Origin of the sequence: Kribbella sp. VKM Ac-2571 (assembly GCF_004362255.1) — a bacterium.
GTDB classification, from domain to species: domain Bacteria; phylum Actinomycetota; class Actinomycetes; order Propionibacteriales; family Kribbellaceae; genus Kribbella; species Kribbella pratensis.
In genome coordinates, this window is record NZ_SNWS01000004.1 from 312,956 (window position 1) to 338,445 (window position 25,490).

The following is a 25,490-nucleotide window of genomic DNA, read 5'->3' on the forward strand; positions in this document are numbered from 1 at the left end:
TTCCCGACGCGTACCACCGCTGCGTCCTCTTCTGGGACGAGAAGACGGGCGCGACACGAATCGCCACGTCCGCCTAGATGGTTCGCATGGGCATCACGTCTTGATTGCAGTGCGTGCTGCGGAAGTCCTGATCTGGTGTGGACGTCTTTGAATGTGCGACCATATTCGAACGTTGCGAAAGGTGGTTCGTAACGTTCGGAACGGAGGTTGTCATGGCTGCCGAGCTTCTTGAGTCGCAGACGTATCTGCCTGAAGAGCAGGAACAGTTGGCGACGGTCGCCAGCTTCCTCAGTGCACACGAGGGCAAAGCCGGCGAGCGTCCGAGTGCTCGGTACTTTCTTGCGGGCGCCGAGGAGCACGACCAGATCGAGCTTCCTGAGGCGCTCCACAAGGTACTTGTGCAAGCGGTGGCAGCGCTCGCGGCCGGCAAGGCGGTCACGATCTCACCGGCCATGCCGAAGCTGACGACCCAGGAAGCCGCAGATCTGCTCGGTGTCAGTCGGCCCACCGTTGTGCGATTGACGGACTCGGGCGACCTTCCCTTCGAGCGGGTTGGGAGCCGTCGCAAGATTCTGCTGAAGGATCTGCTGGCCTATCGCGATGCACGTCGCCAGCGGCAGTACCAGGCGATCGCGGACACATCACTGGATCTGAGCGATGACGAGGATCCGGCAGTTGTGAACGAGCGGCTCAAGCGGATCCGGAAGCAGCGCGCCGAGCACAGGCGCCGGGCCTCCGGTTTCTGAGAGTATCGAGGCGTGTACGCCGCGCTCCTCGATACCTGTGTTCTCTCGCCCAGCCGACAGCGGGACTTCCTTCTCAGCCTTGCCGTGGAGAATCTCTACCGCCCGCTCTGGAGCAGCGCGATCCTCGATGAACTGCACTATCACGAGATCGAGAAACTCACGGAGGACCGTGGGTTCGACCGGGTCGAGGCGCAACGAAGGGCGGCACGCCTCATCGAGCAGATGCGAAGCAATTTCGATGACGCCGAGGTCCAGAACTGGGAGCCGTACGAAGGCACGTTCGGACTGCCCGATCCCGATGACGAGCACGTCGTCGCGGCCGCCGTCGCCGGTCACGCCGGCGCCATCGTGACCGTCAACCTCAAGGACTTCCCGCGGAGCAAGATCCCGCACGGCATCGAGATCCTGCCACCAACGGAGTTCTCGGCCAATACAGTGGCTGTCTCGCCGCAGACGGCGTTGGAGGCGGTCGTCAAGCTGACCCAACGCCGCCAGAATCCACCGATCTCGGTCGACGACTTTCTCACGACTCTCCGCGACGCGTACGGGATGTATGAGGCTGTCGACCTCATCCAAGACATCCGGTAGTCCACGCGCGGTAGTGGCCTGGGGCGCCCGTCTTCGGGAACTGCAGGACACACGCAAGGCTTTCAATCGTCGTCAGGCTCGGTGCATCGCCTCGCGCCGTGCATCTGTCGGCGGTTCGATTCGCGCATGCCGCCGGAGGCGGCAATCGGGACTGCCGCCGCGAAGCGGTGTCCTTTCGCCGGTGGCCGTTCAGTCGAGGAGGGCGGTGGTGGTTAGGAGGGTGGTGCCTACGGTGATGGCTTCTTCGGAGGGGTCGAAGCCGGGGGTGTGGAGGTCGGCGGCGGTTTCTTGGGTGGGTGGGCGGACGCCTAGGCGGGCCATGGCGCCGGGGATGTGTTCGAGGTACCAGGCGAAGTCTTCGCCGCCGAGGCTCTGGTCGGTCGGGGCAATGGCGCTGGAGCCGAGCGTCTGGTGAACGGCGTTCTGCAGGACGTTGATCGCGGAGGCGTCGTTCATCACGGGCGGTACGCCGTGTGTGACCTCGACGTCGGCGTCCACGCCGTACGGCGTGACGATCTGGGCGGCGAGTGACGGGATGAGTTCCTCGGCCAGTCGCCAGGCGTTGGCGTCGAGGCAGCGGAGGGTGCCTTCGGCCTCGCCGCGGGACGGGATCGCGTTGGCCGCCGAGCCGGAGGTGATGCGGCCCCAGACGAGGGACATGCCGGCGCGCGGGTCCACGCGGCGGGAGAGCGCCGCAGGAAGCTGCGAGACCAGGGTCGCCAGCGCGTAGACGAGATCGGCGGTCAGGTGCGGTCGGGAGGTGTGGCCGCCCGGTCCGGTGAGCCGGACGAGCAACCGGTCGGCGGCGGCGGTCAGCGCGCCGACGCGCAGGCCGACCTCACCCACCTGCAGTCGCGGATCGCAGTGCACACCATAAATACGCCGTACGCCGTCCAGCCCGCCCGCCGCGATCACTCCGAGCGCACCGCCGGGCATGACCTCCTCGGCCGGCTGGAAGATCACGCGGACCCGCCGGTCCAGGTGCCCGTCGCGCGCCATGCCGGCCAGCACCAGCGCCGCGCCGAGGAGAGCGGACGTGTGTACGTCGTGACCGCACGCGTGAGCCACCCCGTCGAGAGTCGACCGCCACGGCGCCTCCACGCCGTCCGGCACCGGCAGCGCGTCGATGTCGGCGCGCAGCGCGACGCACGTGTCGCCGGACCCGATGTCGCAGATCAGCCCGGTCCCGGTCGGCAGCACCCGCGGCGACAGCCCGGCCTCGACGAGCCGCTTCTCGAGCAGCTCGGTCGTCCGTACCTCGTGCCACCCGAGCTCCGGGTGCGCGTGCAGCTCGCGCCGTACGTCGACCATGTCCTCACGGACCGCCTCGACCCGCGCCAGCACGTCAGCGACCAGTAACTGATGACTCATCCGGAGATTGTGACACCAGCGGTACGCCGGGCCACGTCGAGGTCCGCCGCCTTCCACCAGCCGTGATCGCCACGCTCGGTGAGCGCGGCCACGGAGCGTGCACGCTGTGACGTGGGAAGCGCGGGCGGTGACCGCACCGGAGAAGTTGTCGAAATGTGACGCGGATGCCGGTCACTTTCCGGTATCGAGGCCTGCTTGACGTTCAAAGAAACACTGACCGCGCCCTATAGTCTGCGGATGCGGCACGTGGGGGAAGGCGTGCGGCGTGTCAACGTATCTGGTCGAAGAAGGAGACTTCCGGTGAAGAAGTACGTGCGGGGAACGGCGATCGTGGGCGTGCTGACGCTCGCCGTCGCCGCGTGTGGCAGCAAGCCGACCGACAGCGGCTCCGGCAGCAGCGCCAACAAGGACTTCAAGGCCTGCATGGTCTCCGACTCCGGGGGCTTCGACGACAAGTCGTTCAACCAGACCTCGTACAAGGGTCTGCAGGACGCGGTGAAGGACAAGGGCCTGACCGAGGTCAAGGCGGAGTCGAAGTCGGACAACGACTACCCGACCAACATGACCGCGATGGTGAACGCCAAGTGCAACGTGATCGTTGCCGTCGGCTTCAAGCTCGAGGACGCCACCGAGAAGGCGGCCGCGGCGAACGCCGGCATCAAGTTCGCGATCGTCGACTCGGCCCCGGCCAAGCCGATCACGAACCTGAAGCCGCTGCTGTTCAACACCGCGCAGTCCAGCTTCCAGGCCGGCTACCTGGCCGCGGCGATGTCGAAGTCCGGCAAGGTCGGCACCTTCGGCGGTCTGAAGATCCCGACCGTGACGATCTTCATGGACGGCTTCGCCGAGGGCGTGCGCTACTACAACACGCAGAAGAGCAAGAACGTCCAGGTCCTCGGCTGGGACGACGCCAAGCAGGCGGGCCTGTTCACCGGTGACTTCGAGGACAAGGCCAAGGGTCAGAACAACGCGCAGAACCTGATCACCCAGGGCGCCGACGTGATCTTCCCGGTGGCCGGCCCGTCGGGTCTGGGCGGCCTGCAGGCGGCCAAGGCCAGCAACGGCAAGGTGAACGCGATCTGGGTCGACACCGACGGCTGCGTGAGCGCGGCGGAGTACTGCTCGGTCCTGCTCAGCAGCGTCCAGAAGGGCATGGACGTGGCCGTGAAGGACGCGGTCGTGTCGGTCGTCGACAACAAGTTCGACAACAGCCAGTTCACCGGCACGCTGGAGAACGGCGGTACGTCGCTGGCTCCGTTCCACGAGTTCGACAGCAAGATCCCGGCGGACGTGAAATCCGAGCTGGACCAGATCAAGGCCGACATCATCAGCGGCAAGATCACCGTGCAGTCGAAGGTTCAGCCGAAGGCATCCTGAACCGCTGCTGTCTTGCGTAGTACGGTGCGAGCCAGGAAGGCAGACCTACAGGTCGTCGCCTTCCTGGCTCGCCGTCTGAAGGGGAGGCTGCCCGCATGCACCTCGAGCTGTCCGGCCTGACCAAGAGTTTCGGCTCGCTGGTCGCCAACGACCACATCGACCTGGTCATCGAGCCGGGTGAGATCCACTGTCTGCTCGGCGAGAACGGGGCCGGCAAGAGCACCTTGATGAACATGCTCTACGGGCTGCTGCAGCCCGACTCGGGCGAGATCGTGATCGACGGCGAGAAGGTGCAGATCACCTCGCCGAGCGCCGCGATCAAGCACGGTATCGGCATGGTCCACCAGCACTTCATGCTGGTCCCGGTGTTCACGGTCGCCGAGAACATCATGCTCGGCCGGGAGAACGTCCGGGTCGGCGGCGTACTGGACCGGAAGAAGGCGCACGCACTGGTCACCGAGCTGTCCGACCGGTACGGGTTCGAGGTCGACCCCGAGGCGCTGGTGGAGGACATCCCGGTCGGCGTCCAGCAGCGGGTGGAGATCATCAAGGCGCTCACCAACGACGCCCGGGTGCTGATCCTGGACGAGCCGACCGCGGTGCTGACGCCGGCCGAGATCGACGAGCTGATCGGCGTCATGCGCCAGCTCAAGGAGAACGGCACCTCGATCGTCTTCATCACCCACAAGCTCAAAGAGGTCAAGGCGATCGCGGACAAGATCACCGTGATCCGCCGCGGCAAGGTGGTCGGGCAGGCCGAGCCGTCCGCGTCCGAGGAGGAGCTCGCCGAGCTGATGGTCGGCCGCGCCGTCGACCTGGTCGTGGACAAGGAGCCGGCTCAGCCGAAGGACGCCGTACTGCGGGTCGAGGGCCTGACCGTGATCGACGAGCGCGGGTTCACCGCCGTCGACGGTGTCGACCTCGAGGTCCGGGCCGGTGAGATCCTCGCGGTGGCCGGTGTCCAGGGCAACGGTCAGACCGAGCTCGCCGAGGCGCTGCTCGGGCTGACGCCGATCGCGGCCGGGAGGATCTCGCTGGACGGGCGTGACCTGACCGGCCGGAGCACGCGGCAACGACTGGACGCGGGGATCGGGTACGTTCCCGAGGACCGCTGGCACGACGGCTTCGTGGACTCGTTCTCGGTGGCGGAGAACCTGGTCCTCGACCTGTTCCGCAAGCCGCCGTTCGGCAACGGGATGATGTTGCGCACCGACGAGATCGAGAAGAACGCGCAGGCCCGGGTGGAGGAGTTCGACATCCGCACCCAGGGCATCGACCAGCCGGTGTCGTCGCTGTCCGGTGGCAACCAGCAGAAGGTCGTGCTGGCCCGTGAGCTGTCCCGGCCGCTGAAGCTGCTGGTCGCCTCGCAGCCGACCCGCGGTGTGGACGTCGGCTCGATCGAGTTCCTGCACAGCCGGATCGTGAAGGAGCGCGACAACGGTACGGCGGTGCTGATCGTGTCCACCGAGCTGGACGAGATCGCCGCGCTGGCGGACCGGGTCGCGGTGATGTACCGCGGAAAGGTCGTCGGCGTCGTACCGGCGGACACCCCACGCGACGAACTGGGCCTGATGATGGCCGGCGCCTCGAAGTCGGAGGCGCACGAAGTGGCGATCGAGAACCCGACGACCTTGGGAACCATCTGATGAGCACTGAGACAGAGGCCGCTGCGGCGCCCGCGCCGCCGGCCAAGGAGCCGCAGCGGTCGGCCGGCCTGCCGTCGTGGGCGGTCCAGGGCCTGGTCTCGCTGAGCGCGATCGTGCTGGCCCTGCTGGTCGGGGCGATCCTGATCATCATCGGCGACGACCAGGTGCAGAAGGCGATCGGGTACTTCGGCGCCGCGCCGATGGACACCGTCTCCGCGGCCCTGACCGCGGTCGGCGAGGCGTACAAGTCGCTCGCCGTCGGCGCCCTGGGCGGCTGGACGCCGATCAGCGAGTCGTTGACCCAGGCAACACCGCTGATCTGCGGCGGTCTGGCGGTCTCGCTGGCGTTCCGCACCGGACTGTTCAACATCGGCGCGCAGGGGCAGTTGATCGCCGGCGCGATCCTGGCGTCGTACGTCGGATTCGCGTGGCACCTGCCGCCCGTCCTGCACCTGATCGTGGCGATCGTCGCCGGCCTGATCGGCGGCGCGCTCTGGGGCGGCGTGGTCGGCCTGCTGAAGGCCCGGACCGGCGCGCACGAGGTGATCGTGACGATCATGCTGAACTACGTCGCGATCTACCTGCTCGCCTGGCTGCTCACCACGTCGACGTTCCAACGGCCCGGGCGGACCGACCCGATCTCCCCGATCGTCGACAGCAACGCGCAGTACCCGAAGTTCGGCGACACCCGGTTGCACGTCGGCTTCCTGGTGGCGCTGGTCGCCGCGGTCTTCGTCTGGTGGCTGCTGAACCGCTCGACGATCGGCTTCGAGCTCCGCGCGGTCGGCGCGAACGCGGACGCCTCCCGGACGGCCGGTATGTCGGTCGGCCGCGCGTACGTGATCGCAATGGTCGTGGCCGGCGCCCTCGCCGGTCTGGCCGGGACCCAGCAGGTGCTCGGCACCGACCTGCCGCTGACCGACGGGGTCGCGGCCTCGGTCGGGTTCGACGCGATCACCGTCGCGCTGCTCGGCCGCGGTACGCCGCTCGGCACCGTGCTGGCCGGTCTGCTGTTCGGCGCCCTGAACGCCGGCGGCCTGCAGATGCAGTTGATCACGCAAACGCCGCTGACCCTGACCACCGTCCTGCAGGCCGTGATCGTCCTGTTCGTCGCGGCCCCGGCACTGGTGCGCTCGATCTTCCGCTTCCTGCCGAAGGAACGCGGAGCGGGCGCGGTTCTCGCGAAAGGCTGGAACGGATGAGCGAGACAACACCGGACGCGGTACCGGCAGCGCCCGCGAAACCGCAGGTCATCGAGGCCCCGGCCGACCGCACCCGCCGGCTGCGCGTCGGCGGCGTGATGCTGGTGTTCGCGCTGATCGGCCTCGGGCTGGCGGCCTTCACCAAGAGCGGCAAGGCGACGTTCCAGCTGGTCTCCGGCGACCTCGAGCACAACCTGCTCGGGCTGCCCGCCCAGCCGGTCGCCATCGTCCTCGGGATCCTCGGCGTGGCCGCCGCCGTCGCGTACATCCTGCGCCAGGTCCCGCAGCGGTACGCCGGGTGGCTGGCCGCCGTACTGGGAGTCGCGTTCATCGGCGCGTTCCTGTGCTGGGCCTCCGCGGGCAAAACGTTCCCGCTGGCCAACCAGTTCCAGGGCACGCTGAACTTCGCGACGCCGCTGATCCTCGGCGCGCTCGCCGGCGTACTGTGCGAGCGGGCCGGTGTCATCAACATCGCGATCGAGGGCCAGTTCCTGGTCGGCGCGTTCACCGCCGCGCTGGTGTCCAGCACGACGAACAGCGCCACCGCCGCCCTGATCGCGGCGGCCGCGAGCGGCGTGCTGATGGCCGCGCTGCTGGCGGTGTTCTCGATCAAGTACCTGGTCAACCAGGTCGTCCTCGGTGTCGTCCTGGTGGTGTTCGCGACCGGTATCACCGGCTTCCTCTTCGACCAGTTCATGCAGCCGGAAGCGGAGAAGCTGAACACGCCGAACGTGCTGTCGGCGGTGAAGATCCCCGGCCTGGCCGACATCCCGTTCATCGGGCCGATCCTGTTCAACCAGACGGTCCTGGTGTACCTGACCTACCTCGCGGTCGCGGTCGTCACGTTCGTGCTCTTCGAGACCCGCTGGGGCCTGCGGATCCGCGCGGTCGGCGAGCACCCGAAGGCGGCCGACACGGTCGGCATCAAGGTCAAGCGGATCCGGTACTCGGCCGTGCTCGCGGCCGGCATTCTTGCCGGTCTCGGCGGCGCGTTCTTCACCGTCGGGTACGCCGGTTCGTTCGCCAAGGAGATGACCGCGGGCAACGGGTTCATCGCGCTGGCCGCGCTGATCATGGGCCGCTGGCACCCGATCGGCGCGATGGTCGCCGCCCTGTTCTTCGGTTTCGCGACCCAGTTGCAGTCCCAGCTGCAGATCATCCAGACCCCGATCCCGGGCGAGCTGCTGCTGATGGCGCCGTACCTGGCCACCATCATCGCGGTCGCCGGCCTGGTCGGCCGGGTCAGAGCACCGAAGGCGGACGGTGAGCCCTACGTCACCGAGTGAGGTCGACTGGCCGGCGTTGCGCGCGGTTGCCGTCGAGATGATGCACCGCGCGTACGCGCCGTACTCGCACTTCCCGGTGGGAGCGGCGGCGTACGTCGACGACGGGCGGATCGTTGCCGGGTGCAACGTGGAGAACGCGTCGTACGGACTGACGTTGTGCGCCGAGTGCGGGCTGGTGTCGGACCTGCACCGGACCGGAGGCGGACGGCTGGTCGCGTTCACCTGCGTGGATCAGCACGAGCACCTGCTGACGCCGTGTGGACGGTGCCGGCAGCTGCTGCACGAGAACGGCGGCCCGGGGCTGCTGATCGAGACCGCGACCGGGGTCCGGCCGCTGCGCGAACTGCTACCGGACGCGTTCGGGCCCGAGTTTCTGGAGGAATGATGAGTTTCGACGCGGTGGATGTCATCCGGGCCAAGCGCGACAAGGGCGAGCTGAGCGACGGGCAGATCGACTGGGTGATCGACGCCTACACCAAGGGCGACGTCGCCGACGAGCAGATGTCCGCGCTCGCGATGGCGATCCTGCTGAACGGGATGAACCGGCGCGAGATCGCCCGCTGGACCGCGGCGATGATCGCGTCCGGCGAACGGATGGACTTCGGCAAGCTGTCCCGGCCGACCGCGGACAAGCACTCGACCGGGGGCGTCGGCGACAAGATCACGTTGCCGTTGGCCCCGTTGGTGGCGGCCTGCGGGGTCGCCGTACCGCAGCTGTCCGGCCGGGGGCTCGGACACACCGGCGGCACGCTGGACAAGCTGGAGTCGATCCCGGGCTGGCGGGCGTCGCTGTCGAACGACGAGCTGATGCAGCAGCTCGAGGACGTCGGCGCGGTGATCTGTGCGGCCGGTGACGGTCTGGCGCCGGCGGACAAGAAGCTGTACGCGCTGCGTGATGTGACCGGGACGGTCGAGGCGATTCCGTTGATCGCCAGCTCGATCATGAGCAAGAAGATCGCCGAAGGTACCGGCGCGCTGGTGCTGGACGTGAAGGTCGGCTCCGGCGCGTTCATGAAGGACCTGGCGGATGCCCGCGAGCTGGCCGAGACCATGGTTGCCCTGGGCACCGACGCGGGTGTGAAAACGGTCGCGCTGCTCACCGACATGTCGGTTCCGCTCGGCCTGACCGCCGGAAACGCCTTGGAGGTTCGCGAATCGGTCGAGGTACTGGCCGGTGGCGGACCCGCCGACGTCGTCGAGCTGACCGTTGCCCTGGCCAACGAGATGCTCGCCGCGGCCGGGGTCACCGGCGTCGACCCGGCCGAGAAGCTTCGCGACGGTACGGCGATGGACGCCTGGCGGGCGATGATCTCGGCCCAGGGCGGCGACCCGTCCGCCGAGCTCCCGGTCGCTCCCGAGCAGCACGTCGTACCGGCCCCGTCGTCCGGCGTACTGTCCAAACTCGACGCCCTCGCGGTCGGCGTCGCGGCCTGGCGCCTCGGCGCGGGCCGGGCGCGCAAGGAGGACCCGGTGTCACCGGTCGCCGGCGTGGAGATGCACGCCAAGCCGGGCGACCGCATCCAGGAAGGCCAGCCGCTTCTCACGCTCCACACCGACGACGCCGCACGCATCGACCGTGCCCTGGAGTCCCTCACGGACGCAATCGCCGTCGCCGACTCCTACGAGCGCGGCCCGCTGGTGATCGACCGCATCGACTGACCCACCCCAGTTTCATACCCGCACGTGCCGGCCGCCGATTCCATTGGTGGGAAAGAAATCGTCGGCATGTGGACATTTCTTTCCCATCAGGCCGTCCTCGTCGACAGCGGGCGGCGGGGCGTGGGGTGAGTGGGTTAGCTGGAGGTTGTGGTCAGGCGGGTGTGCTGTTCTTTGGTGAGGGCGGTGATGAGGGTGGTGTCGGGGGTGAGGTGGGTGCCTAGGGCACTGACCTCGCGGACTGTGAGTTCTACGACGATCGGGCCTATGGCGAGGCTGGCTTCGGCCAGGGCGATCGACTGGTCGGTGCTGCCGTCGTACTCGACCCGGGCGTCGGAGAGCGCGTTCGGGATCGTGAAGGGGTGGTCGTGGACGTCCTGGTTCCACAGGCCCTTCTGCAGCGCCTTCGCCTTGGCGGCCGAGCCGGTCTTGAACAGCTGCACGGTGTAGCGCTTCTTCTTGTCGGGGCTGAGTCGGGTCGTCCGGTACCCCTCGACGAAGCTCGCGTTCAGCAGCAGGGCGCGGTCCAGCGCCGGGTCGGCGGACCAGGTGTTCAGGTACGACGACGCAGTGAACGGACCGGTGACGTTGCGCGGATCCGCGACGTACCCGCGGGGGAGCGCGACCAACCCGGCGAGAGTGCTCCTCGCGGACTTGTCTGTCGTCCCGGACAGCGCGGAATGCTTCGCGGCCGGCGGCTGGGCAGCGACGGCCGACGTGCCGTCCGCGCTCCCGCAGCCGGTCACGCCCAGCAGTACCGCGGTCGCCGCGACGGCAACGGCTGACCCCTTCCGCCTCATGGTCCCGATACCAACAGAGCTGGGTGAACTTCAGGCGAACGAGTCGGGGCTACTGAGACGTCGCCTGCGTGATAAGCGTCTCGATCCGGGCGCGGGCGGGCTTGGGATGCATCGGTTCACAGCCCGCGGCGACGCAGCGGCGGACCACCTGCGGGTCGTCGCGGAGCAGCAGCAGGCCGCGGCGGAGCAGCGTCAGCGGAGGTTTGCGGTGCTCGCGGAGGTCCCGCTGGAACCGCCGGACGAAGGTGACGACGCGGTGGTGGTACACGCAGATCGCGGTCGCCAGCAGGTCGCGGTCGCGGAGCGCGCCGGTGATCTGGTCGGCGAAGATGCCTTCAGCAACGATCAGCGGCGAGTCGCCGGTGGTGACGGGTCGGTGACCGACGGTGCCGTCGGCTGCGATGTCGTAGATCGGGAGGTCGGCGGTTCCCGTCGTACACAACTGTTCCAGGGCCGCGACCGCGCGATCGCCGTCCCAGGAGCGTGGGTCGTCCCAATCGACGATGCCGAGCGGGGACCGCGGCATCGCGTCGTCGTCGCCGTCGCGATAGAAGTCGTCCAGCCGTACGACGGGCAGCCCGACCTGCTCCGCCAGACGCGACTTCCCCGCCCCCGAAGGCCCCGCCAGCAAAACCACCCGTGAACGCACCGGGACATTCTCTTCCACTTCCTGCAGCAACAGCCAATCCCCACCTGCGATAGTCAGGTATGCCGAAGATGAAGCTGGGGGCCGCGTTCTACGCGGTGATAGCGGTAGGCGCGGTTGTGTCCGGCGTGCTCGTCTTTCGCGGGTACGGCAGCTATTCCGGTGCCAACCAGTGGTACCTGATCGCGCGGGGGACCGTGTTCCTGCTGATCGGGGTCATGTTCGGCATCGGAGCAGTCACGCGGCGCGGGCTGATGTCCGACGAAGGGCCACGAATCTGCCGGAGAGGCTGGATCGTGGTGACTGCCCTGGTCGGTGCTGAGTTTGTGGTGTACGCGGTGGGCGACGACTGGGGCAGCTTTCCGAGCACCGTGTCGATCTTCATCCCGCCGCTCGTCAAGCGGTTGCAGGAGAAGTACTACGAGGGTCGGGAAGAGGCTGAGCGGGAGCTCAGTCCAGGAGCGCCTGACGGAGGGCGGCCTCCGACTGCTTGAACCAGCGGTTGGTGCGGTCTGTGAGCTCGGCTTCGCCCGTGGTCCAGCGTTGGTGGAACCACGGGTGGCCGGCTTCGGAGCCTCGGCGGACGTAGTCCATGCACCAGATGTGATTGTCGGCGGCGGCGTCGACCAGGCGGAGGCGGTCCGCGTCGGTCAGGCCGTACGCGTTCGCGAAGCGGCGCAGACGAGCGAGCGACTGCCCGCGCCGTACGTCGTGGATGTCCGCGTCCGGGCGCAACGGTGCCCACAGCCGCACGGCGGTTGCGACGTCCCACAGGGCCGACCCAGGTCCGGCCAGGTCGAAGTCGATCAGCGCGACCGCGACGCCGTCCCGGAACACCACGTTGTCGAGGTTCGGGTCGTTGTGGCTGATCAGCCCGGTCACGTAGCCGGCGGGCACCGGCTCGGCCCACTCGAGCCCGGCGGGCCGGAAGTCCGCAACCGCCTCGTGGTACGACCGCAGCAGCGCCGCCACGCTGTCGAGCGCCTTGTCTGTCATGGACCAGGATGGGTACGGCGCGGTAACGGTCTCTCCGGGCAGGTACGAGAGGATCTCCCGCCCCTGCGAGTCCACCCCGAGGAACGCCGGCGCCCCCTTGAATCCGACGCTTTCCAGGTGCTGCAGCAGCGCATGCGTCGCCGTACTACTGGCACGCAGCGGTCGCCGGACGGTATCCCCGACCCGCACCACCAACCCGCGGTTCGCCGTACCTCCGACCAACTCGACCTCAGCAGCAGAGGACATCTGGAAACCCCGCGCCATAGCGAGCAGGTGCTCGGCGGAGTGCCTCGGTGTGCTGGAGGGAAGGTCACGATGCGGATCCATCGTCACCTTTCCTCCAGTGCACCGAGGCGCCCGCCGAGTGCCGCGCAGTAGGCGTGGGGTCTCCAGATGTCCTCAACATCGCCGGTCAGTCTGACTGTTGCAGGAGGGCCTTCGCCAGGGGTGCGTGGGTAACGATCGCGTTCACCAGGCCGCTGCGTACGGCGGCTCGCACCGCCGGGACCTTCGCGAGCCCGTACGGGATCGCGATCACCTCGTCGATCTGGTTCATCTGTTCGGCGTTGATCGCGATCACCCGATCGGTGACCCGGCTCTGCACCGGTGCGCCGTGCGCGTCCACGAAAACGCCCGAGATGTCCGCCACGACCCCTTGCTTCTGGAGCTGTTCACAGGCCTTCTCGTCCATCGCGTCGTACAGCGTCGACTGCCCCGCCGCCCACGACCCGAGCCCGACGACCGCCTTCGTCACCGAGTCGAAATGGCTGATCGCCTCCGCAACCTCCGGCTGCTGCCGCAACGCCCGCGCCGTCGCGGCGTCCGGCACGACGAGCGGCGCATAGAACAGGTACGCCGGTCCGCCTGACAGGCGCGCGGTGTGCCGGACGAGCTCGACGGAGTTCGCCTCGACGTCCGGACGGGTCAGCGCGCCCGTCAACTGGACGACCGGAACCGGCGCGAGTGAGGTGAGTTGCTCGGTCATCGCGGTCACCGCACGCGCCCATGCCAGGCCGAGTACGTCCTCGGGCGTGACGATCTCCGACAGCAGATCCGCCGCGGCCTTCCCGAGTTGTGTCCGCAACGCCGGCTCGTCGATCTCGGGGGTGTCCACCACGATCGCCCGGCGCAGCCCGAGGGCCTCCTGCAGGCGGGCGGACAGGTCGAGATCGATGGCTCCGGGATGGCTGATCTCGATCCGCACCAGCCCGCTGCTGCGCGCCTGGTCGAGCAATCGCGCGACCTTGAACCGGCTGAGCCGGAACTCGTCCGCGATCTCCACCTTCGACCGGCCGTCGACGTAGTACCGCCGCGCGATCGACGCGGTCAGCACCAGCTGTGCCGGCCCGAACGTCTCCATCAACGCCTCCCCGCTCATATGAGCACACGTGTCCCCAAGTGTTGCACAGACCCTTGACAGGTCAAGTGCCTTCCCGGTCTACTCATGGTGTGAGCAGAGGCGTGCTCAAATGAGCGAGTCGGCCCGAGACGATCTCAAAGGCAAAAGCCAACAGCACCGCCTCGCTTCGCTCGGCGGGGTGTGTTGTGAAGGGAGAGACCGTGCTGAGTAAGCGCAAGAGCATCGGAGCGGCCGCGATCGCGCTGGTGATGACCGCGGCCAGTGGATGTGCGGGCTGGGGAGGCGGAGCGGGCGGCGGTGGCGGCGACAGCATCAACGTCTTGATGGTGAACAACCCGCAGATGGTCGATCTGCAGAAACTCACCGCCGACAACTTCACCAAGCAGACCGGCATCAAGGTGAACTTCACCGTGCTGCCGGAGAACGACGTCCGGGACAAGATCAGCCAGGAGTTCTCCAGCCAGGCCGGTCAGTACGACGTGGCGTCGGTGAGCAACTTCGAGATCCCGATCTATGCCAAGAGCAAATGGATCGCGCCGTTGTCGGACTACATCGACAAGGACCCGTCGTTCGACCAGGACGACGTACTGAAGTCGATGACGCAGTCGATGACCGCGGACGACGGCAAGATCTACGGCGAACCGTTCTACGGCGAGTCGTCGTTCCTCATGTACCGCAAGGACATCCTGGCGGCCAAGGGCGTGACGATGCCGGACAAGCCGACCTGGCAGCAGGTCGCCGACATCGCGGCCAAGGTGGACAACGCGCAGCCGGGGATGCGCGGTATCTGTCTGCGCGGCCAGCCCGGCTGGGGTCAGCTGTTCGCGCCGCTCACGACGGTGGTGAACACCTTCGGCGGCACCTGGTTCACCCAGGACTGGCAGGCGAAGGTCGATTCGCCGGAGTTCACCGAGGCGACCAAGTTCTACGTCGACCTGGTCCGTGCGCACGGTGAGGCGGGCGCGCCGCAGGCGGGCTTCACCGAGTGCCTGAACAACACCATCCAGAGCAACGTCGCGATGTGGTACGACGCCACCTCGGCGGCCGGTTCGCTCGAGGCGCCGAACTCGCCGGTCAAGGGCAAAATGGGCTACGCCCCGGCGCCGGTCGTGAAGACCGACAGCTCCGGCTGGCTGTACGCATGGGCGTGGGGCGTCCAGGAAGCCTCGAAGAAGAAGGACAACGCCTGGAAGTTCATCTCCTGGGCGTCCGGCAAGGACTACGAGAAGCTCGTCGGCGAGAAGGTTGGCTGGTCCAACGTTCCGGCCGGCAAGCGGGCGTCGACCTACGAGCTTCCGGCGTACGTCAAGGAGGCGTCGGCGTTCGCGGAGCCGACCAAGAGCGCGATCGAGAACGCGGATCCGAAGGACCCGGGCACCCAGCCGCGGCCCGCGCCGGGGATCCAGTTCATCGACATCCCGGAGTTCCCGGATCTCGGGACCCAGGTCAGTCAGGACGTGAGTTCGGCGATCGCGGGACGGATGAGCGTCGACGAGGCACTGAAACGCGGGCAGGTGCTCGCCGACGACGTCGCCGAGCGGTACCGCTCGCGGCAAGCGAAGTAAGGGGCCCGTGGCATGTCTGTAGAAGCGAAACCTGACACCAAGGCGCCGCGGCGCCGGCACACCACGCCGCCGCCGGGTTCCGAAGGCACGCTGATGCGCAGGACCGGTGACTGGGCCCGGCGGGGTCCGTTGCTGCCCGCACTGGTGTTCATGATCATCGTGACCCAGCTGCCGTTCGTGGTCACGATCGTCGTGTCCTTCATGGACTGGAACGCGTACTACCCCGACGAGCGCGGCTTCGCCGGGATCGACAACTTCCGCCGGGTGATCACCGACGCGAACACCCGGCACGCGATCTGGGTGACGATCCTGCTGACCGCGGGCGTCGTCCTGATCAGCCTGGTGTTCGGGCTGCTGATCGCCCTGCTGCTGGACCGCAAGTTCCGCGGCCGGGGTGTGGTCCGGACGATGATGATCACGCCGTTCCTCGTCGTACCGGTGGCCGCGGCCCTGTTGTGGAAGCACGCGCTCTACAACCCGACGTACGGCCTGTTCAACGGCGTGCTGAAGTGGTTGTTCGGTGACAACGCGCCGCAGCCGGACTGGATCAGCAACCAGCCGTTGTGGTCGATCATCTTCGCGCTGGTCTGGCAGTGGACGCCGTTCATGATGCTGATCCTGCTGGCCGGTCTGCAGAGCCGTCCGCTGGACGTGATCGAGGCGGCCGGCATCGACGGCGCGAACCAGTGGGAGATCTTCCGCTACATGACGCTGCCGCACCTGCGCCAGTACCTGGAGCTGTCCGCACTGCTCGGATCGATCTACGTCGTCCAGAACTTCGACGCGGTCTTCACGATCACGTCCGGCGGCCTCGGTACGGCGAACCTCCCGTACACGATCTACCAGACCTTCTACACCGCGCACGACTACGGCCGGGCGTCCGCGGCCGGTGTGATCGTGGTGATCGGCACGATCGCCATCGCCACCTTCGCGCTGCGCTCGGTGTCCACGCTGTTCCGAGAGGAGACGGGTCGATGAGCGGCCAGGTCGCGATTGTGACGGGGAAGAAGAGCCGTGGCGGTGGGTTCTTCCTGGGCGGGTTGGCGTGGATCGTCGGGATCCTGTTCGTGCTGCCGGTGCTGTGGATGCTGCTGACCTCGTTCCACAGCGAGGAGGACGCGGCGAAGAACCCGCCGGACCTGGGCGCGCCGCTGACCCTGGACGGCTACAAGTCGTTCTTCGACACGGGCCCGTGGCCGTCGATCGCGAACTCGCTGACCGCGAGCATCCTGTCCACGGTGCTGGTCATCCTGCTCGCGTTCCCGGCGGCGTACGCGCTGTCGATCCGGCCGGTGAAGAAGTGGACGGACGTGCTGTTCTTCTTCCTGTCCACCAAGATGCTGCCGGTGGTCGCCGGTTTGCTGCCGATCTACCTGTTCGCGCAGTCGGTCGGCTTCCTGGACAACATCTGGCTGCTGATCATCCTGTACACCTCGATGAACCTGCCGATCGCGGTCTGGATGCTGCGCAGCTTCCTGTCCGAGGTGCCGGTGGAGATCCTCGAGGCGGCCTCGGTCGACGGGGCGAACCTGCCCCGCACGCTGCGCTCCGTGGTGGCGCCGATCGTGACCCCGGGGATCGCGTCGGCCGCGCTGATCTGCTTCATCTTCAGCTGGAACGAACTGTTGTTCGCCAGGGTACTGACCGGCACAGTGGCGCAGACCGCTCCGGTGTTCTTGACTGGGTTCGTGACCAGTCAAGGATTGTTCCTCGCCAAAGTCTGTGCCGCGTCCATCGTGGTGTCGCTGCCGGTGCTGATCGCCGGGTTCGCGGCCCAGGACAAGCTCGTCCAGGGCCTGTCGCTGGGGGCGGTCAAGTGACGGTACTGAACACCGCGTCGTTGGGTGCGCTCGGCAACGAGGTCGCCGTCCCGTCGTACGACCGTACGGCGGTGACGCCGGGGATCGTGCACTTCGGGGTCGGTGGCTTCCACCGGGCGCACCAGGCGATGTATCTGGACCGGCTGATGAACGACGGGAAGGCGCTGGACTGGGGGATCGTCGGCGTCGGCGTGCTGCCGCACGACCGGCGGATGGCCGACGTACTGGCCGCCCAGGACTGCCTCTACACGCTCGTGCTCAAGCATCCGGACGGGACGCTCGAGCCTCGGGTGATCGGGTCGATCGTCGACTACCTCTTCGCGCCGGACGACCCGACCGCGGTCCTCGACCGTCTCGTCGACCCGGCCACGCGGATCGTGTCGCTGACGATCACCGAGGGCGGGTACCACGTGAACCAGGTGACCGGGGAGCTCGACGCCTCGGATCCGGCGCTGGCCGCGGACCTCGAGCCGGGCGCGACGCCGGGGAGCGCGTTCGGGTTCATCGTCGAGGCACTGCGCCGGCGGCGCGAGGCCGGCGTACCGCCGTTCACCGTGATGTCGTGCGACAACATCCCGGGCAACGGGCATGTGGCGCGGAAGATGCTGGCGTCGTTCGCGCGCCTCAAGGACCCGTCGATGGCGGAGTTCCTGGAGAACGAGGTGCGGTTCCCGAACTGCATGGTCGACCGGATCACGCCGGTCACCGCGGACGCCGACCGGGAGGCGCTGGCCGAGCGGTTCGGGGTCGAGGACGGCTGGCCGGTGGTGTGCGAGCCGTTCACGCAGTGGGTGCTCGAGGACGACTTCGGCGGCGAGCGCCCGCCGTACGAGGAGGCCGGCGTCCAGATCGTCGAGGACGTCGAGCCGTACGAGTTCATGAAGCTGCGGCTGCTCAACGCCTCGCATCAGGCGCTGTGCTACCTCGGCTACCTGGACGGGTACCGGTACGCCCACGAGGTCTGCCAGGACAAGCTGTACGTCGACTTTCTGCTCGGCTACATGGATCACGAAGGTACGCCGACGTTGCCGCCGGTGCCCGGGGTCGATCTGGACCGCTACAAGCACCAACTGATCGAGCGGTTCGCGAACCCCGAAGTACGGGACACGCTGGCGAGGCTGTGCGCGGAGAGCTCCGACCGGATCCCGAAGTGGCTGCTGCCGGTCGTGCGCGAGCAACTCGCGGCCGGTCGGGAGATCAAGCGCTCGGTGCTCGTGGTCGCGTCCTGGGCGCGGTACGCCGAGGGCGTCGACGAGCAGGGGCAGCCGATCGAGGTCGTCGACCGGCTGCGCGACAAGCTGGTCGAGCGCGCGCAGCACAACCGGGACGATCCGCTGGTCTTCATCTCGGACCCCGACCTGTTCGGTGATCTCGCGCAGAACGAGCAGTTCGTCACGCAGTACAGGGCGGCCCTGAAGTCACTCCACGAGATCGGCGCGCGGGCAACGTTGGAAGCCCTCTAGTCTGGACGCCATGACTGAGCTGAGGCTGGTTGCCGGGGTGGACTGCTCCACCCAGGCGACCAAGGTGGTCGTGTGCGACGCGGAGACCGGAGCGGTACTGCGGGAAGGCCGGGCACCGCACCCGGACGGGACGCAGGTCGACCCGGAAGCGTGGTGGCAAGCGTGGCAGAGCGCCTCCGACGGTCTGCTCGACGGCGTCGAGGCGGTCGCGATCGGCGGTCAGCAGCACGGGATGGTCCTGCTGGACGACTCCGGTGAGGTCGTCCACCCGGCCGTCCTCTGGAACGACACCAGCTCCGCCGACGCGACCACCGAGCTGATCGCCGAGCTCGGGGGGCCGGAGGCGTGGGCCGAGGCGATCGGCTCGGTTCCGGTCCCGAGCTTCACCGTCACGAAGCTGCGCTGGCTGCGGGACGAGGCCGCGCGCGGTGCGGCCGAGGTACGTCGCGACGCCGCGCGCCGGGCGGCCGCCGTCGTCCTGCCCCACGACTGGATGACGCATCGGCTCGCCGCCGACCGGCACGGCATCGAGGGGATCACCACCGATCGCGGCGACGCGTCCGGGACCGGGTGGTGGTCACCGACCACGAACGATTACCGGACTGATCTGGTCGAGCTCGCCTTCGGTCGTCAGCTCGCGTTGCCGCGTGTCGCCGGACCGGCGGAGATCGTCGGCCAGACTTCCTTCGGCGCGGCGATTGCCGCCGGCACGGGTGACAACGCCGCGGCCGCGCTCGGTCTCGATCTGCAGCCGGGCGACGTCGCAGTCTCCCTCGGCACGAGCGGTACGGCGTTCGCACGTTCGGCGCACCCGACCAAGGACGCAACCGGCCTGGTCGCGGCCTTCGCGGACGCCACCGGCGAGTACCTGCCGCTCGTCTGCACGCTGAACGCGGCCCGCGTGATGTCCGCGACCGCGCAGATGCTCGGCCTGGAGCTCTCCGCCTTCGACGAGGCCGCGCTGACCTCACCTGGGAGTGACGGCCTGGTCCTGCTCCCGTTCCTGGACGGCGAACGTACGCCGGACCTTCCGCACTCGACCGGCCTGATCTACGGCCTGACCCGCGCGACCATGCAGCCCGCGACAATGGCCCGCGCCGCGGTCGAGGGTCTGCTCTGCGGCCTCGCCGACGCCGTCGACGCACTTCGTGACCAGGGCCTGCCGGTCCAGCGCGTCCTGCTGCTCGGCGGTGGCGCTCGCTCCCGCGCCGTACAGGCTCTCGCGCCGTCCCTCCTCGGCGCCGAGGTCGTCCTCCCCGAGCCGGCCGAGTACGTCGCCCTGGGCGCCGCCCGCCAAGCCGCCTGGGCCCTCTCCGGCGCCGCGACCCCGCCCACCTGGCAGATCCCGGTCGGCAAACCCGAGCCCGCCATCACCGTCGATGCCACCACCATCCGCGCCAACTACGAACAGGTCCTCACCAACACCCGCCCCCTCCTCGCACAGCCGTACAACCAGTAGGTGCGCAAGCCCTCGATGCACCGGGGCAAGCGCGTCGACGGCCGGCTCGAAGGTGCCCTGAGCCTGGTCGCGGCGGCGGTGTTCATCGGGGTCGGGTACTTCGAGATCCACGACCTGTACCTGCTGAAGCACCGAGGCGAGGTGGTGAGTGGGACCGTCCTGGAGGAGTCGGGCGGCCGCACGGAGTACATCACGGTCAAGTACCGCACGCTCGCCGGGGAAACGGTCACCGAGGACACCTCGAACTACGAGGATGCCGACCCCGGGGACACGATCCAGGTCGTGTACGACCCGAAGAAGCCGAGCCGGATGCAGGCGGCCGACTTCGGGTTCGACTACTGGATCCCGGGCGTCATCCTCGGACTCATCGCCGCCGGGTTCCTCGCCTACGGCATCATCGGGCTCTGGCGGTGACTCCCGGTGTGGGTTTCCGGAAAGAATTGTCCGTCCGGTGACGAATTTCTTCCGGAAAGATCAGCCGCCGGCGACAAGGAGCGCGTCGACGGCGGTGGTGGTGCGAGCGGACAGGGCTGTGCGGCTGAGCCGCGCTCTACAGTGGGTAGATGGTCTACTTCGGTGGGTTGCTCGGGCTGATCGGGCTGCTGACGTTGCTGGTCCGCGACGATGACGTCGTCGGGCTGCCTGCCGTCGCGGTCGGGATCGGGCTGCTCGTGATCGGTGTCGGGGTCGGCGCGCTAGGGGTGGTGCGCCGACGGGCGATCCGGCGGCGGAAGATCGCCAACGGTGAACCGGTGCCGGTCGGGAACGTGATCGATCGCGCCAAGGCGCTGCCGCGGTTGCTTCGCGAGGTACGTCGGGGCACGTACGCCGACCTGCCGAAGAGCCGGACGTTCCTCTGGCTGCTGGCGCTCGTCTACCTGATCTCGCCGATCGACATCCTCCCGGACCTGCTGCCGGTCATTGGCGTCACCGACGACGCAGGCGTCGCGGTCTGGCTCCTCACGAGCGTCTCGACGGCCGCCGGCCTGTACCTACGCCACGAACGCGAGCAGCTCCCACACCACGACCCGCCCCGCGGCCGTCGTACCAACCCCTAGCCCCGCTGCCGTCCACCGCGTCCGCAGGTCCGGCCGCGTTGGCGGGGGCTGGCATTTGGTGGGTAGACGTCTGAGATGCTGGGTTAGCGTCCGGGATATCGGTCGTCAACCCTGCATCTGGGACGCCAACCCATCAAATGCGCCGCGGTGGGCAGGAGGGGTGGTGGGTCGGCGCGGCTCGGCGGCGGGACCAGTCGGCGATGTCCTCGGTGGCCTCCTCGGGATGCTCGTAGGCGAACCGTTGCAGCGGATCCGCCGGTACGTCGTTGGACCCGAGTCGGCCGGCGGCGGCGACCAGTTGCTGAGCTGCCGCGAGCACCCGAGCCGCCTGTGCCGCGGCGTCGACCGGATCGTCCAAGTCGACCATCGCGGCGGCCAGGTCCGCGACCTCGCAGGCCTGGTAGGCCATCGCCAGTTGAGCGGGCCTCATCCGAACGCCCGCACGAAGAACAGTCCGGTCATCAGGACAGCCGTGGTGAGGACCAGCCCGCGGAGGACCGTCGGCGGCAGGCGCCGGACGAGATGTGCCCCGGCGTACCCGCCGATCACGGCACCGGCCAGCAGCGCGACCAGGTGCAACGGCTGCGAGAGTACGTCGGCCGCGAACACGAAGATCACCGCCGCTGTCAGGTAGACCGCCGCGACCTGGATGACCCGCAGCGGGTTCCCGCGCGCCGGATCGAGGGTGGTCGTCGCGGTCCAGAACGCGAGCATCATCAGCCCGACCGCGCCGCCGAAGTACCCGCCGTAGATCGCCAGCACGAACTGCCCGGCCAGGATCACTGCCGGCCCCGGCCGTCCGAGCCGCAGCGCCGCCGTGAGCCGCTTCCCGAACGCCAGTACGACGGTCGCGAACGCCAGCAACCACGGCACTGCCGCGTCGAATGATGCTGACGGCAACAGCAGCAGCAGCCCTGCGCCGAGCGCGCCGCCGAGCACACTCGCGAGCGTGAGGCGTGCGGGCGACGGGTGATTGAAGCCCTCGAGTTCGCGGCGGTAGACCCACGCGCTGGTCGCGTTCCCGGGCAGCAGGGCGACGGTCGTGGTCGCGTTCGCGGTGACCGGCGGCATCCCGGCGGCGACCAGTGCCGCGAGTGCCACAAAGCTCCCGCCACCGCCGACCGCATTCAGCGCGCCGGCCGCGACACCGGCCAGGAGGATCAGCAGCACTCTTCGAGGATCCGGGTTCGCGCTGCACTCCACAATGCGCGATCCCCGTAGCCAGCCTTAGTCTGAGCCGTAGGCTGGTCCCATGCGGTACGACCTCGACGATCTCCGGCTCTTCACCCATGTCGCTGCAGAGGGCTCGATCACCGGCGGCGCGCGCCTGATGCACCTCAGTCTGCCTTCGGCAAGTGCGCGGGTCAGAGCGCTCGAAGCGCAGGCCGGCGTACCCCTGCTGGTGCGTGAGCGCCGTGGCGTCCGGCTGACCCCGGCCGGCGCGACCTTGGCCCGGCATGCCCGCGAGGTCCTCGCCGAGACCACCCGCCTGGACAGCGCGGTTGCGTCGTACGCCGTGTCGCGATCAGCGCCGATCCGCCTCGTCGCGGGCGGGTCCGCGATGCACCAGCTCGTCCCCGCCGCCCTCGCCACGTTCCTCCGCGACCATCCGGAGTACGACGTCAATGTGAGCGAGCGCCGTACGATCCGCAGCGTCCGCCTGCTCGCGGCCGGTGAGGCGGACCTCGGCGTGATCCTCGACGACGAGCCGACCCCGTTGCGGACCGAACCGCTGGCCGACGACTCGCTGGTCGTGATCGGCCAGGCCGGCGGCACCCTCTCCGGCCGGACCTCGATCGCGTACGCCGAGGTTGCCGAGCATCCCCTCGTCGGCCTCGTCGCGAACTCGCCGCTCAGCCAGTGGATGGACGATCGCCTCGGACCGCACGCGCCAGCGCCGCGCTACCGCACCGTCGTACCCACCCTGCATGCGCTGATCACCTTGGCCACTGCGGGCGCAGGGCTCGCGATCGTGCCCCGTCGGGCCGTCGACGCCAGCACCGCCGTCGAGATCTGCCCGCTCCAGGACTCCTGGTCCACCCGCCAGCACTTGCTCTGCTACGCCGCGAATGCCCCCGAGCCTGCCCATCTTCTCGCGACCCACCTGCACGCAGCCGCCACCCGCAAAGGGGGTGTCTGATGGTTCCACGCCTACTGCGGGGCACCATCAGACACCCCCTAGGACAGGCTCTGCTCGATGCCGTCCAGCAGGTAGCCCAGGCCAAGCTCGAACCGCTCCGTGGGATCGCGGTGCTCGGCGTCGTGCATCGCCTCGGACATCATCGGATAGTCGCCGGTGGCGAACATCGCGAGCAGGTGCGGCGCCATCGCGTGCTGCCATTCGCGCTCGTCGAGACCGGAGGCACGTTCGGCCCGCCGTTCACCGACCTCGGTCCGAAGCGCCCCGCGCAGATAAGTGGAGACGACCTCGACCGTGCTCATGATCGAGTCGATCTCCAGCAGGCCGGCCGCCCGGAGCGCAGCCAATGAGGCCTCGGCGTGGGTGACGGCCGCCGGGCCGAAGCGCGGCCGCCCGTCGAGCAGGTCGGCCAGCCACTCGTGCCGCAAGCCGGCCTCCCGGATCCCGTGCGCGTACGAGCGGGCCACTTCGCGCCAGCCGGATCCGGACGGTGGCGGAATCTCGGCGTACACCGCGTCGACCATCAGGTCGAGCAGTTCCTCCTTGGTGCCGATGTAGCGGTACAGCCGCATCGGACCGGCGTCGAGCTCCGCTGCGACCTTGCGCAGCGAGACCGCCTCGAGGCCCTCGGCGTCGGCCAGCGTCACGGCGGCGCGGACGATCCGCTCCCGGCTCAGCGGGCTGGGCGCGCGCCGCTCGGGCGGCTCGGGCCGCTCCCAGATCGACGGAGTGTCTGCCACTTGTCGCACGATACATTGCCTCGTTCGATACGGTGTATATTGCCAATACAGTGTATCGAGAGGAGTTGACCATGATCGCGATCATCGGCGGCGGTCCCGGCGGGCTGACGCTCGCGCGGGTCCTGCACGTCCATGGCATCGACGCCGTCGTCTTCGAGCGGGACGCTTCCCGCCGGGCCCGGACCCAGGGCGGCATGCTCGACCTGCACACCGACACCGGTCAGCTCGCCCTGCGTACGGCCGGGCTCGAGAGCGAGTTTCTCGCCGCGGCCCGGCGTGAGGGACAGGACCATCGGATGCTGGATCACACCGGCAAGCTGCTCTACCAGCAGGACACCCCGGACGATGCGCCGATGGCCCGTCCGGAGATCGACCGCGCCGACCTGCGCGACCTGCTCGTCGACTCGCTCCCGGCCGGGGCGATCAGCTGGGGCCGCGCCTTCAGCCACGCCGAGCCGCGGTCCGCCGGCGGGTACGTCGTACATTTCACCGACGGCAGCCTGGTCGAGGCCGACCTGCTCGTCGGCGCCGACGGCGCGAACTCCCGGGTACGCCGGTTGCTGACCGACGCCGAACCCGAGTACGCCGGGACCATCGCGCTGCAGAGCTCCATCCACGACGCGGATCGCACCCACCCCGAACTCGCCGAGATGGTTGGCCGCGGCAACTTCTGGGTCTTCGGCCCGGACCTGCGACTGTCCGCCCAGCGGCACGGCGACGGCAGTATCGGGGTGAGCCTGTCGCAGCAGGGTCCGGAGGACCTGGTCGACGAACGCACGGATCCTGCCCGGTTGGTCGACGGCTGGGACCCCCGCTTCGGGCGGCTGGTGCGGGCCTGCGACGAACCGTTCGTGGTGCGCAAGATCGCCGTACTGCCGATCGGCCTGACCTGGCCGCGCCGGTCCGGGATCACGCTGCTCGGCGATGCCGCGCACCTGATGCCGCCGGTAGGGGAGGGAGCGAACGCGGCCATGCTGGACGGAGCCGAGCTCGCCCTCGCCATCGCGGCGCATCCGGACGACCTGGACGCCGCAGTGGCAGCCTACGAGCCGGTCATGCTGGCTCGCAGCACCGAGGCCGCGAAGCTCTCCGCGAGGGCGCTGGAGATGATCTCCGGACCGGACGCGGCCCAGAAGGTACTGCGATTCTTCCAACCAGATAGCGTCTGAGGGTATGAACCCGGACGAGGCGATTCCCCTGCAGGCGTTCGGTGCGTTGCTGCACAGCCAGAACCTCGGCATGGTCTGCCGGGCGTTGAACATGTACCAGGTGGCAGCGGCGTACACGCAGGTCAGTGGCGGGAACCCGCTCGAACCGATGGCCGACGAGGTGCGGCAGGTCGCCCGGGGGATCGTGGACCGGCCACCAGCCGATGCGGGCGCGGAGGTCCCGGCTGGATTCGATCATCTGAGTGCGCTGAACGTGCTGACGACGCTGGCCGAACCGGAAGACGCCGAGCTGCTCGCGGAGGTGCTGGAGAGCACGTCGAACGACCAGATCCGCGCCGTCGCTTCGCTGGCAGCAGACACCGCGCGCCGGAAGGCGACCGGAGCGTAGAGATAGCGTTGCAC

At 68.5% G+C, this 25,490-nt stretch carries 27 protein-coding genes; 19 read left to right on the top strand and 8 right to left on the bottom strand.

The window, feature by feature from the left end:
• Positions 1-137 precede the first annotated feature (137 nt).
• Both EV651_RS11905 and EV651_RS11910 read left to right on the top strand, forming a co-directional pair.
• Positions 138-746, top strand: coding sequence for a helix-turn-helix domain-containing protein (locus EV651_RS11905; protein WP_238156824.1), 609 nt, complete (start codon positions 138-140; stop codon positions 744-746).
• Between the two features lie 12 nt (positions 747-758).
• On the top strand, positions 759-1,334 hold the full coding sequence (locus EV651_RS11910) for a PIN domain-containing protein (RefSeq protein WP_133785121.1): 576 nt from the start codon (positions 759-761) through the stop codon (positions 1,332-1,334).
• Positions 1,335-1,523: 189 nt separating this feature from the next.
• Here the strand turns inward: EV651_RS11910 and EV651_RS11915 are convergent, their stop codons facing one another.
• Positions 1,524-2,705 carry an amidohydrolase gene (locus tag EV651_RS11915; protein WP_133785123.1) on the bottom strand — a complete coding sequence of 394 codons (1,182 nt, stop codon included), beginning with the start codon at positions 2,703-2,705 and terminating at the stop codon, positions 1,524-1,526.
• Positions 2,706-3,005: 300 nt separating this feature from the next.
• On the opposite strand from EV651_RS11915, the gene EV651_RS11920 reads away from it, so the two are divergent.
• From EV651_RS11920 to EV651_RS11945, 6 genes are all read left to right on the top strand, one after another.
• The gene (locus EV651_RS11920) at positions 3,006-4,082 is read left to right on the top strand and encodes a BMP family protein (RefSeq protein WP_133785125.1); all 1,077 of its coding nucleotides are present in this window, start codon (positions 3,006-3,008) and stop codon (positions 4,080-4,082) included.
• Between the two features lie 95 nt (positions 4,083-4,177).
• The gene (locus EV651_RS11925) at positions 4,178-5,728 is read left to right on the top strand and encodes an ABC transporter ATP-binding protein (protein ID WP_133785127.1); all 1,551 of its coding nucleotides are present in this window, start codon (positions 4,178-4,180) and stop codon (positions 5,726-5,728) included.
• On the top strand, positions 5,728-6,930 hold the full coding sequence (locus EV651_RS11930) for an ABC transporter permease (RefSeq protein WP_133785129.1): 1,203 nt from the start codon (positions 5,728-5,730) through the stop codon (positions 6,928-6,930). The genes EV651_RS11925 and EV651_RS11930 overlap by 1 nt, the downstream gene beginning before the upstream one ends.
• Complete coding sequence (locus EV651_RS11935; RefSeq protein WP_133785131.1) at positions 6,927-8,216, top strand: ABC transporter permease; 1,290 nt, start codon at positions 6,927-6,929, stop codon at positions 8,214-8,216. Before EV651_RS11930 ends, EV651_RS11935 begins: the two co-directional genes overlap by 4 nt.
• Positions 8,194-8,601, top strand: a complete 408-nt coding sequence (locus EV651_RS11940) for a cytidine deaminase (RefSeq protein ID WP_133785133.1) — start codon at positions 8,194-8,196, stop codon at positions 8,599-8,601. The genes EV651_RS11935 and EV651_RS11940 overlap by 23 nt, the downstream gene beginning before the upstream one ends.
• Positions 8,598-9,875: a thymidine phosphorylase gene (locus tag EV651_RS11945; RefSeq protein WP_202870287.1), complete on the top strand. Its 1,278-nt coding sequence runs from the start codon at positions 8,598-8,600 to the stop codon at positions 9,873-9,875. The genes EV651_RS11940 and EV651_RS11945 overlap by 4 nt, the downstream gene beginning before the upstream one ends.
• A gap of 134 nt (positions 9,876-10,009) precedes the next feature.
• Here the strand turns inward: EV651_RS11945 and EV651_RS11950 are convergent, their stop codons facing one another.
• The gene (locus tag EV651_RS11950; protein ID WP_133785137.1) at positions 10,010-10,672 is read right to left on the bottom strand and encodes a hypothetical protein; all 663 of its coding nucleotides are present in this window, start codon (positions 10,670-10,672) and stop codon (positions 10,010-10,012) included.
• A 49-nt stretch (positions 10,673-10,721) separates the two neighbouring features.
• Positions 10,722-11,321 carry a uridine kinase gene (locus EV651_RS11955; RefSeq protein WP_133785139.1) on the bottom strand — a complete coding sequence of 200 codons (600 nt, stop codon included), beginning with the start codon at positions 11,319-11,321 and terminating at the stop codon, positions 10,722-10,724.
• A gap of 59 nt (positions 11,322-11,380) precedes the next feature.
• On the opposite strand from EV651_RS11955, the gene EV651_RS11960 reads away from it, so the two are divergent.
• Complete coding sequence (locus EV651_RS11960) at positions 11,381-11,812, top strand: hypothetical protein (protein ID WP_133785141.1); 432 nt, start codon at positions 11,381-11,383, stop codon at positions 11,810-11,812.
• Here the strand turns inward: EV651_RS11960 and EV651_RS11965 are convergent.
• Positions 11,769-12,560, bottom strand: coding sequence for a phosphotransferase (locus EV651_RS11965; protein WP_133785316.1), 792 nt, complete (start codon positions 12,558-12,560; stop codon positions 11,769-11,771). The two genes, EV651_RS11960 and EV651_RS11965, sit on opposite strands and share 44 nt — an antisense overlap.
• Before the next feature lie 166 nt (positions 12,561-12,726).
• A complete protein-coding gene (locus EV651_RS11970; RefSeq protein WP_202870288.1) occupies positions 12,727-13,674 on the bottom strand; it encodes a sugar-binding transcriptional regulator in 948 nt (315 codons plus the stop codon).
• Between the two features lie 200 nt (positions 13,675-13,874).
• Here EV651_RS11970 and EV651_RS11975 point away from each other — a divergent pair, with 200 nt between their 5' ends.
• From EV651_RS11975 to EV651_RS12005, 7 genes are all read left to right on the top strand, one after another.
• Positions 13,875-15,239, top strand: coding sequence for a sugar ABC transporter substrate-binding protein (locus tag EV651_RS11975; protein ID WP_238156826.1), 1,365 nt, complete (start codon positions 13,875-13,877; stop codon positions 15,237-15,239).
• A gap of 12 nt (positions 15,240-15,251) precedes the next feature.
• Positions 15,252-16,217, top strand: coding sequence for a carbohydrate ABC transporter permease (locus EV651_RS11980; protein ID WP_133785143.1), 966 nt, complete (start codon positions 15,252-15,254; stop codon positions 16,215-16,217).
• A complete protein-coding gene (locus EV651_RS11985) occupies positions 16,214-17,059 on the top strand; it encodes a carbohydrate ABC transporter permease (protein WP_133785145.1) in 846 nt (281 codons plus the stop codon). Before EV651_RS11980 ends, EV651_RS11985 begins: the two co-directional genes overlap by 4 nt.
• Entirely contained in the window at positions 17,056-18,522 is a 1,467-nt protein-coding gene (locus EV651_RS11990) for a mannitol dehydrogenase family protein (RefSeq protein WP_133785147.1), read from the top strand. The genes EV651_RS11985 and EV651_RS11990 overlap by 4 nt, the downstream gene beginning before the upstream one ends.
• Positions 18,523-18,532: 10 nt before the next feature.
• Positions 18,533-19,981, top strand: coding sequence for a xylulokinase (gene xylB, locus EV651_RS11995; protein ID WP_202870289.1), 1,449 nt, complete (start codon positions 18,533-18,535; stop codon positions 19,979-19,981).
• On the top strand, positions 19,982-20,395 hold the full coding sequence (locus EV651_RS12000; RefSeq protein ID WP_133785149.1) for a DUF3592 domain-containing protein: 414 nt from the start codon (positions 19,982-19,984) through the stop codon (positions 20,393-20,395).
• 149 nt (positions 20,396-20,544) lie between these two features.
• Positions 20,545-21,039 (top strand): YkvA family protein, encoded by a 495-nt coding sequence (locus EV651_RS12005; protein ID WP_133785151.1) that lies wholly within the window; start codon positions 20,545-20,547, stop codon positions 21,037-21,039.
• 133 nt (positions 21,040-21,172) lie between these two features.
• On the opposite strand, the gene EV651_RS12010 is transcribed toward EV651_RS12005, so the two are convergent.
• Together EV651_RS12010 and EV651_RS12015 are read right to left on the bottom strand one after the other, a co-directional pair.
• A complete protein-coding gene (locus EV651_RS12010; RefSeq protein WP_133785154.1) occupies positions 21,173-21,469 on the bottom strand; it encodes a hypothetical protein in 297 nt (98 codons plus the stop codon).
• On the bottom strand, positions 21,466-22,209 hold the full coding sequence (locus EV651_RS12015; protein WP_133785156.1) for a sulfite exporter TauE/SafE family protein: 744 nt from the start codon (positions 22,207-22,209) through the stop codon (positions 21,466-21,468). Before EV651_RS12015 ends, EV651_RS12010 begins: the two co-directional genes overlap by 4 nt.
• Positions 22,210-22,291: 82 nt before the next feature.
• Between EV651_RS12015 and EV651_RS12020 the strand changes: the two genes are divergently transcribed.
• A complete protein-coding gene (locus EV651_RS12020) occupies positions 22,292-23,179 on the top strand; it encodes a LysR family transcriptional regulator (protein WP_133785158.1) in 888 nt (295 codons plus the stop codon).
• Between the two features lie 38 nt (positions 23,180-23,217).
• On the opposite strand, the gene EV651_RS12025 is transcribed toward EV651_RS12020, so the two are convergent.
• Positions 23,218-23,919, bottom strand: a complete 702-nt coding sequence (locus EV651_RS12025) for a TetR/AcrR family transcriptional regulator (RefSeq protein ID WP_238156827.1) — start codon at positions 23,917-23,919, stop codon at positions 23,218-23,220.
• Positions 23,920-23,990: 71 nt separating this feature from the next.
• Here EV651_RS12025 and EV651_RS12030 point away from each other — a divergent pair, with 71 nt between their 5' ends.
• Positions 23,991-25,088 carry an NAD(P)/FAD-dependent oxidoreductase gene (locus EV651_RS12030; protein ID WP_133785160.1) on the top strand — a complete coding sequence of 366 codons (1,098 nt, stop codon included), beginning with the start codon at positions 23,991-23,993 and terminating at the stop codon, positions 25,086-25,088.
• A 4-nt stretch (positions 25,089-25,092) separates the two neighbouring features.
• Positions 25,093-25,476, top strand: coding sequence for a hypothetical protein (locus EV651_RS12035; RefSeq protein ID WP_133785162.1), 384 nt, complete (start codon positions 25,093-25,095; stop codon positions 25,474-25,476).
• The last annotated feature ends 14 nt before the right edge of the window (positions 25,477-25,490 follow it).